This window comes from Phytobacter sp. V91, from assembly GCF_965644225.1.
Taxonomy (GTDB): domain Bacteria; phylum Pseudomonadota; class Gammaproteobacteria; order Enterobacterales; family Enterobacteriaceae; genus CBFFRJ01.
Genome location: NZ_CBFFRJ010000183.1, coordinates 1 through 7,973, shown reverse-complemented (window position 1 = coordinate 7,973; position 7,973 = coordinate 1). Strand labels below are relative to the sequence as shown.

The 7,973-nt window shown below is 56.4% G+C and carries 8 protein-coding genes; 6 read left to right on the top strand and 2 right to left on the bottom strand.

Annotated features, from left to right (window positions below; all coding sequences use genetic code 11):
* Positions 1 to 124: 124 nt before the first annotated feature.
* The 5 genes from ACSZO4_RS23755 to ACSZO4_RS23735 all read left to right on the top strand — a co-directional run bounded on the left by ACSZO4_RS23755 (position 125) and on the right by ACSZO4_RS23735 (position 5,142).
* The gene (locus ACSZO4_RS23755) at positions 125 to 1,693 is read left to right on the top strand and encodes an ABC transporter substrate-binding protein (RefSeq protein WP_437891541.1); all 1,569 of its coding nucleotides are present in this window, start codon (positions 125 to 127) and stop codon (positions 1,691 to 1,693) included.
* A gap of 73 nt (positions 1,694 to 1,766) precedes the next feature.
* The gene (locus ACSZO4_RS23750) at positions 1,767 to 2,789 is read left to right on the top strand and encodes an ABC transporter permease (RefSeq protein WP_437891540.1); all 1,023 of its coding nucleotides are present in this window, start codon (positions 1,767 to 1,769) and stop codon (positions 2,787 to 2,789) included.
* Entirely contained in the window at positions 2,789 to 3,622 is an 834-nt protein-coding gene (locus ACSZO4_RS23745) for an ABC transporter permease (protein WP_437891539.1), read from the top strand. Before ACSZO4_RS23750 ends, ACSZO4_RS23745 begins: the two co-directional genes overlap by 1 nt.
* Positions 3,615 to 4,451: an ABC transporter ATP-binding protein gene (locus ACSZO4_RS23740; RefSeq protein WP_437891538.1), complete on the top strand. Its 837-nt coding sequence runs from the start codon at positions 3,615 to 3,617 to the stop codon at positions 4,449 to 4,451. The genes ACSZO4_RS23745 and ACSZO4_RS23740 overlap by 8 nt, the downstream gene beginning before the upstream one ends.
* Positions 4,438 to 5,142: an ABC transporter ATP-binding protein gene (locus ACSZO4_RS23735; RefSeq protein ID WP_437891537.1), complete on the top strand. Its 705-nt coding sequence runs from the start codon at positions 4,438 to 4,440 to the stop codon at positions 5,140 to 5,142. The genes ACSZO4_RS23740 and ACSZO4_RS23735 overlap by 14 nt, the downstream gene beginning before the upstream one ends.
* Before the next feature lie 70 nt (positions 5,143 to 5,212).
* Here the strand turns inward: ACSZO4_RS23735 and ACSZO4_RS23730 are convergent, their stop codons facing one another.
* Positions 5,213 to 5,365, bottom strand: coding sequence for a Hok/Gef family protein (locus ACSZO4_RS23730; RefSeq protein WP_437891536.1), 153 nt, complete (start codon positions 5,363 to 5,365; stop codon positions 5,213 to 5,215).
* Between the two features lie 239 nt (positions 5,366 to 5,604).
* Positions 5,605 to 6,942 carry an aspartate aminotransferase family protein gene (locus tag ACSZO4_RS23725; protein ID WP_437891535.1) on the bottom strand — a complete coding sequence of 446 codons (1,338 nt, stop codon included), beginning with the start codon at positions 6,940 to 6,942 and terminating at the stop codon, positions 5,605 to 5,607.
* A gap of 182 nt (positions 6,943 to 7,124) precedes the next feature.
* Here ACSZO4_RS23725 and ACSZO4_RS23720 point away from each other — a divergent pair, with 182 nt between their 5' ends.
* Positions 7,125 to 7,892, top strand: a complete 768-nt coding sequence (locus tag ACSZO4_RS23720; RefSeq protein ID WP_437891534.1) for an SDR family NAD(P)-dependent oxidoreductase — start codon at positions 7,125 to 7,127, stop codon at positions 7,890 to 7,892.
* Positions 7,893 to 7,973 lie beyond the last annotated feature (81 nt).

The following is a 7,973-nucleotide window of genomic DNA, read 5'->3' as shown; positions in this document are numbered from 1 at the left end:
CGGGCATCGTGAAAAATCTATGGCAAAGAAAGCCTTATGTTCTCATAACTGACGATTAAATCGCACCTTCCCTAATTTAGCGATACAAAATAATCACACTAAATTAACTTTACAGGGAACTCCTATGGTCAAGAAATTGCTGCCCCTCGTCATCATGACGCTGCTCTCTGCCACCAGCTATGCTGCCACCCCGCCGGATACTTTAGTGGTCGCACAGGGTCTGGACGATATTGTCAGCCTTGACCCGGCTGAAGCTAACGAGCTTTCCAGCATTCAGACCGTGCCGAGCCTCTATGAGCGCCTGGTGCAGCCGGATCGTGAGAACCCTGAAAAGATTAATCCGGTGCTGGCGGAAAGCTGGCAGGCGGATGCGGCAGCCAAAACCCTGACCATCAAGCTGAAAAGCGACGCTAAATTTGCCTCCGGCAATCCGCTGCGTGCAGACGACGTGATTTTCTCTTACACCCGCGCCGTCACCATGAACAAATCCCCGGCCTTTATTCTCAACGTGCTGGGCTGGCAGGCAGACAACATCGCCAGTCAGTTGAAGAAAGTGGATGACCACACCGTTCAGTTACACTGGACGGCGGACGTCAGCCCGGCGGTGGCGCTGAATATTCTCTCCACGCCGATTGCCTCGATCGTCGATGAAAAACTGGTCAGCGCCAATGTAAAAGACAATGACTTTGGTAACGCCTGGCTGAAGATGCACTCCGCAGGCAGCGGCGCATTTAAGATGCGCGTCTATCAGCCGCACCAGGCCATTGTGCTGGATGCCAACCCCACCTCGCCGGGCGGCGCGCCAAAAGTTAAAAACATCATTATTAAGAACGTGCCGGATCCGGCATCCCGTCGCCTGTTAATTGAACAGGGAGATGCGGATGTCGCCCGCGATCTTGGCGCCGATCAAATCAGCGCGTTGACCGGTAAAAAAGGCATTGAGGTGCTGAGCACTCCTTCTGCCGAGCAAAATTACCTGGTCTTTAACGCCGGTAACAGCGCCAACCCGCTGCTGAATAACCCGGCATTCTGGGAAGCCTCACGCTGGCTGGTGGATTACGAGGGCATCACTAAAAACCTGCTCAAAGGCCAGTATTTCGTCCATCAGAGCTTCCTGCCGGTTGGTCTGCCTGGCGCGCTGGAAGATAACCCGTTTAAGTTCGATCCGGCAAAAGCCAAAGAAATTCTGGCCAAAGCGGGGATCAAAGACGCCCACTTCACGCTGGACGTTGAGAACAAACCGCCGTTTATCACTATTGCCCAGTCCATGCAGGCAAGTTTCGCCCAGGGTGGCGTTAAAGTGGATCTGTTACCGGCTGCCGGTAGCCAGGTTTATGCCCGTGTGCGTGCCAAACAGCATCAGGCTGCCATTCGCCTGTGGATCCCGGACTATTTCGACGCCCACTCCAACGCCAGCGCCTTTGCTTACAACGACGGAAAATCAAGCACCGTTGCCGGGTTGAACGGCTGGAAAATTCCTGAACTGAGTAAAGCAACCCTTGCCGCCGTTGCCGAACCGGACGCCGCTAAGCGTCTGGATCTCTACAAAAATATGCAACAAGAGCTGCAACACAACTCTCCGTACGTCTTTGTTGATCAGGGTAAAACCCAGATTGTGGTGCGCGATAACGTGAAGGGCTACCAGCAGGGCCTGAATGCGGATATGGTGTGGTATGACCGTGTAACCAAGTAAGTATGGATCCCCCTTCCCTGCCGCAGGCTGAAGGGGGTAATCTTTCCCGTCCGATGCTATAAATGAGTTATTCATGTCCGCGATTTCACCCAGGGTAAAGCCGGTCTTACAGACCCTTTTCACCCTCGCTCTGACGCTTCCAGGCCTGTTGCTGGTCACTTTTTCACTATCCGCATTCTCTCCCGTTGATCGGGTACTACAAATCGTTGGCGATCACGCCAGCCAGTCGACCTACGACCAGGTTCGCCACCAGCTCGGTCTTGACCAGCCGTTACCTGTTCAGTTCTGGCACTACCTGGTTAACCTGGCTCATGGTGATTTGGGCACTGCCAGCGCCACCGGGCAACCGGTGTTACAGGATCTGCTGTCGACCTTTCCGGCCACGCTTGAACTGGCAACCCTGGCGCTGGTTATCGGTAGCGTACTCGGGGTGATTGCCGGAATACTGTGTGCCCGCTTCGCCGGTTCCCCCTGGGATCTGGCGGTACGCACCTTCACGCTGCTGGGCAACTCGGTGCCGATATTCTGGCTGGGACTGCTGATGCTGGCGCTGTTTTACGCCCGTCTGCAATGGAGCGCAGGCCCCGGACGACTGGACGATATCTACCTGTATACGGTAACGCCCCGAACCGGGTTCACATTGATTGACACCTGGCTTTCTGGCGATCCTGAGGCGTTTAAAAATGCCGTCAGTCACCTGGTTTTACCGGTGACGCTGCTGGCTTATTACTCCCTTGCCAGCATTACCCGCCTCACCCGCTCTGCCTGCCTGGGCGAGATGAATAAAGAGTATATTTTGCTGGCGCGCGCCAAGGGGGCCGGGGAAATGACAATCCTGCTGCGTCACGTGCTGCCGAATATTCGCGGCACCCTGCTGACGGTGATCGCGCTGGCCTACACCGGCATGCTGGAGGGCGCGGTGTTGACAGAAACGGTCTTCTCCTGGCCTGGCATCGGGCGCTATCTGACCACCGCCCTGTTCGCCGGCGATACCACGGCCATCATGGGCGGCACCCTGGTGATTGGAGTCTGCTTTGTGTTGATTAATAATCTGACCGATCTGCTGGTACGGTTGACCGACCCGAGGGTGCACTGATGCCGACATCCCTCTTCCTGCGCCGTCTTCGTCGCTCTCCGGCCGCTTTTATCGGGCTTATTGTGGTGGTGCTGTTTCTGCTGTTGGCGCTGTTTGCGCCGTGGCTGGCTCCGCTTGATCCTAACTGGCAGGATGCGGCTTCACGCCTCCAGGCCCCCAGCGCTACTCACTGGCTGGGCACCGACAGCTACGGGCGAGACCTGCTTTCCCGGCTGATATACGGCACCCGTCCGGCGCTCGGTCTGGTCGCCCTGGTGACCGTCATTACCCTTCCCGCAGGCTTGCTTATCGGCATTCTGGCCGGTTTTTACGGCGGCTGGCTGGAGCGTATTCTGATGCGTTTCACCGACGTGGTGATGTCAATGCCGCGCCTGATCCTGGCCTTTGCTTTTGTGGCGATGCTCGGCCCGGGCCTGGTCAATGGCGCCCTGGCGCTGGCGCTCACCACCTGGCCAGCCTACGCCCGCCAGGCGCGCAGTGAGATCCAACGTCTGCGTCATAGTGACTACCTTGCGGCGGCCGAAATGATGGGGATCCGGGGATGGCGACTGCTTATCGGCCATATTCTGCCGCTTTGCCTGCCCTCAGCCATTGTGCGTCTGGCGCTCGATCTGGCCGGTATCATTCTCGCCGCCGCCGGACTGGGATTCTTAGGGCTGGGCGCGCGTCCGCCGATGGCGGAATGGGGTGCGATGATTGCCGACGGCATGCAGGTTATTTTCGACCAGTGGTGGATTGCAGCCGCACCAGGTGCGGCGATTTTAGTCGCAAGCCTTGCGTTTAACTTACTGGGCGATGGCCTGCGCGATGTACTGGAGCCGCAACATGACTGAGACACGTGTTCAGGTATCAGGGCTGAATATTGATTACCCCACGGCAAGGGTCGTGAACAACCTGAGCTTTACGCTGGGCAATGAACGCCTCGCGCTGGTCGGTGAATCGGGCTCCGGCAAATCGATGACCGCAAGGGCGCTGATGGGTCTGGTTCGTCAGCCCGGGAAAGTCAGCGCCAGTACGCTCAACGTACTGGGGCAGGATTTAGGCACTCTGAGCAACAAAGGCTGGCGCAACCTGCGCGGCAACGGTATCGCCATGGTGTTACAGGATCCGCGCTACGCCCTCAATCCGGTAAAAACGGTGCTCGCACAGCTCGATGAAGCCCTGACGCTGCATCAACGTCTTAGCCGTAAGCAGCGCATGGAGAAGATTGGCGAAGCGCTGCGTGCTGTAGAACTCGACCCTATGGTATTAGCACGCTACCCGGGTCAGCTCTCGGGTGGAATGGGCCAACGGGTGATGATCGCCATCGCGCTGGTCAATAACCCCAAAGTGCTGATCGCCGATGAACCTACCTCCGCACTGGACGCTCGCCTGCGTAACCAGATACTGGAACTGCTGGTGAGCCAATGTGAGCAGCGGAAAATGGCGATGTTACTGATCAGTCACGATCTGCCGCTGGTTGCGCAGCACTGCCACCGGGTGATGGTGATGTATCAGGGGGCGTGCGTGGATGAAATGCCCGCTTCGCAACTGCCGGATGCGCAGCATCCTTATACCCGCACGCTCTGGACCTGCCGCCCTGGGGCAGAGACTTACGGGCAGATGCTGCCGGTACTGGATCGCAGCCATACTTTTCAGGAGGTGAATAATGGCAATCGTTGATATTCGCGGCCTGAAAGTCAGTTTCGGCGAGAAGACCGTCGTCTCAGACGCCAGTTTCACCGTTGAAAAAGGGGAAACCTTCAGTCTGATTGGTGCCTCCGGCTGCGGTAAATCCACCCTGCTGCGGGTACTGGCCGGTCTGCAGCGAGAGTGGCAGGGTGAGGTTGCCCTTTTTGGCAATCCCATCAAAGCCAACCGCCGTTTTCAGGGTACATTGCGGCGCAATGTGCAGATGGTGTTTCAGGATCCCTACGCATCCCTGCACCCGAACCACACCCTGTATCGCACCCTCGCTGAACCGCTAAAGATCCATGGCGAGAACGAGATTGAGGACAAGGTGAAGACAGCGCTGGAGCAGGTCGGATTACCGGCTGACGCGGCACGCCGCTTCCCCCATCAGCTTTCCGGCGGTCAGCGCCAGCGTGTCGCCATTGCTCGCGCGCTGTTACTGCGCCCGCAAATCCTGCTGCTCGACGAACCGACGTCGGCGCTGGATATGTCGGTCCAGGCCGAGATCCTGAATCTGCTCAATCGTCTTAAAGTGCAGCATGGGATGAGCTATCTGTTGGTCAGCCACGATGCTGATGTCATCGCCCATATGTCTGACCGGGCGGCATTTATGGCGAATGGCAGGATTGAACGTTTTTTCGAGCGCGATGCACTGGTGCGCGGCGAACATCGGATGGGGTGAAAGAATGGGTGCGTGAGGTTCCAGCCTGACAGATGGAGTTGCGGGGATTGCTCCCCGCAAAGTCAGCTAGCTACTTCGTCACTTCGTAAGCGAGAACAGCTTTAAACTCAGTATCACGTTGCTTGAAACTCATCTCGCAAAGCGAGTCGCGTACCAACAGCGTAAAACCCAGTGCTGTGACACACAGCACCACGATCGCCACCAGGGCGTACTTCGTCAGCATGTTATTGCCTCCGTGCAAAAAAGAGATTAACATCCAACCTGCTAGGGTTTGGATGATGAGCCTCAGGTTGATAACACTATCTCCTGGGGCTTTCACCTTTCTGAACCCTGCAAAATGCCTGACTCAGAAAGCCTCAGGCACCCGCGAGAATGCTACCCTCTTACAACCCTTTGCACGAACAAAAACTGTATTTACATCCAGTGAAAATCATTTTTCAGAAAACGTTCAGGCGCAACCTGCTATTTTGCCAGACCACTAAACTGCCCCAGCACGCTGTCAAAAATCGCCAGCCCTTTTTGTACTTCGGCTGCCGTCATGGTGCATGGTGGTACCACGTGAATACGGTTTTCCGCCACGAACGGCAAAATGCCTGCATTGACCAGAGCTGCTTTAATCGCCCCCATATCCGCGGCAGCGACCGGTGTTTTGCTGCTACGATCGGTCACCAGCTCCAGCGCCTGGAACATGCCGCGACCACGCACTTCGCCAATCAATGGATACTTCGCCGCCAGCGCTTCAAGGCCTGAGCGCAGCACGCCGTTGCCCACTGTTGCCGCGTTTTCCACCACTTTTTCGTCTTTCATCGCATCGATGGTGGCGACAATTGCCGACATTGCCAGCGGATGGCCGGAGTAGGTCAGCCCACCGGCAAAGAAATGGTCGTCAAAGTAGTGAGAGATTTTATCGGAAATGATGACCCCGCCCGCCGGAACATAACCTGCGTTCACGCCCTTGGCGAAGGTGATAAGATCCGGCACGATACCATCCTGCTCGAAAGCAAACCAGCTGCCGGTGCGGCCAAAACCGGCCATCACCTCATCCACAATCAGCATGATGCCGAACTCGTCGGCCAGCGCGCGTACCCCCTGCATATAGCCTTTCGGCGGCACCAGCACCCCGGCAGTGCCAGGTACAGACTCCAGCAGGATCGCGGCAATGGAGGTCGGGCCTTCTGACTCAATCATCCGGCGCAGATGTTGTAATGCGCGCTGGCACTCTTGTGCTTCACTGGTGGCATTAAACTCACTGCGGTACAGATACGGGTTGAAGAAATGCACGTGACCGCGAGCATATTCGTTAGGCACACGACGCCAGTCGCCGGTAGCCACAATGGCGCTGCCGGTGTTGCCGTGATAGGAGCGATAGGCCGAGAAGATCTTGTCACGCCCGGTATACATGCGCGCCATGCGCATCGCATTCTCGTTAGCATCTGCGCCTGCGTTGGTGAAGAACACCTTGCTGAAACCTTCTGGTGCCAGGTCAACGATGCGCTTTGCAGCTTCGCCACGGGCAAGGTTTGCCGTTGCCGGCGCAATGGTCGTTAACTCTTCCAGCTGCGCTTTCATTGCCGCCAGCACGCGAGGATGCTGATAGCCGATGTTGACGTTTACCAACTGGCTACTGAAATCCAGATAAGTGTTGCCATCGTAGTCCCACAGTTCGCAGCCTTTCGCACCGGCAATCACCATTGGGTTGAGGTTGCCCTGCATTGACCATGAATGAAATACATACGAACGGTCCAGCTCACGTACGTCGTCATTGGTTATCGTCATCTCGCTCTGAAGTGCCAGTTTCATGCCTTGCTCCTCTCATACCGTTGTTGTTGATACCACTATGCGGCGCACAGTTTGTCTGCGGGTAGAGCCAGTCTTGTTAGTGGCTTGTGACACAGGTGTCACAGAATTTCTCGTGAACTGGCTCTGGTTGCCCGCCACGCGCGTTTTTATAGTGCTGTATGAAACCCGCACTGGAGCATGAAATGACGAATGTAAACAAAGTGGTATTCATTACCGGCGCAACCTCCGGATTTGGCGAAGCCGCCGCCCATGTGTTTGCCAACGCTGGCTGGTCGCTGGTCCTGAGCGGACGTCGGCTTGCGCGTCTTGAAGCGTTGCAGGACTCCCTGGCAGAGAGTGTGCCCGTTCATATCATTGAACTTGATGTGCGTGATAAAGACGCCGTAAAACAGGCAGTTGCTGCCCTGCCCGCCGAATTTGCTGATATCACCACTCTTATCAACAACGCCGGATTAGCCCTCGCACCCCAGCCTGCGCAAAAAGTGGATCTGGATGACTGGCAAACGATGATTGACACCAACGTCACTGGTCTGGTTAACGTTACCCACGCTCTGCTGCCAACGTTGATTCAACATGGTGCAGGCGCAAGCATCATTAATATCGGCTCCATTGCCGGGCAGTGGCCTTACCCTGGCAGCCATGTGTATGGCGCAACCAAGGCTTTCGTAAAACAGTTCAGCTACAACCTGCGCTGCGATTTATTAGGCACCGGCGTCCGGGTGACCGATCTGGCGCCTGGTATTGCGGAGACCGAATTTACCCTGGTGCGTACCAAAGGGGATCAGGCGGCATCCGATAATCTGTACCGTGGGACCACGCCATTAACCGCGCTGGATATCGCCGAGCAGATGTTCTATGTCGCCACCCTGCCGGATCATATGAATATCAACCGGGTGGAAGTGATGCCGGTACGTCAGGCCTGGCAGCCATTTGCGATTGACCGGGATTGATTGTTTTCCCCTCACCCTAACCCTTGTATGTTTAAAGTCACTTCAGTTACCCGCCACCAGGCGGGTACACTGCTACCGTGT

Coding starts and splice junctions, on each gene's coding strand:
- ACSZO4_RS23755 (WP_437891541.1), top strand. CDS start 125: ATGGTCAAGAAATTGCTGCCCCTCGTCATCATGACGCTGCTCTCTGCC.
- ACSZO4_RS23750 (WP_437891540.1), top strand. CDS start 1,767: ATGTCCGCGATTTCACCCAGGGTAAAGCCGGTCTTACAGACCCTTTTC.
- ACSZO4_RS23745 (WP_437891539.1), top strand. CDS start 2,789: ATGCCGACATCCCTCTTCCTGCGCCGTCTTCGTCGCTCTCCGGCCGCT.
- ACSZO4_RS23740 (WP_437891538.1), top strand. CDS start 3,615: ATGACTGAGACACGTGTTCAGGTATCAGGGCTGAATATTGATTACCCC.
- ACSZO4_RS23735 (WP_437891537.1), top strand. CDS start 4,438: ATGGCAATCGTTGATATTCGCGGCCTGAAAGTCAGTTTCGGCGAGAAG.
- ACSZO4_RS23730 (WP_437891536.1), bottom strand. CDS start 5,365: ATGCTGACGAAGTACGCCCTGGTGGCGATCGTGGTGCTGTGTGTCACA.
- ACSZO4_RS23725 (WP_437891535.1), bottom strand. CDS start 6,942: ATGAAACTGGCACTTCAGAGCGAGATGACGATAACCAATGACGACGTA.
- ACSZO4_RS23720 (WP_437891534.1), top strand. CDS start 7,125: ATGACGAATGTAAACAAAGTGGTATTCATTACCGGCGCAACCTCCGGA.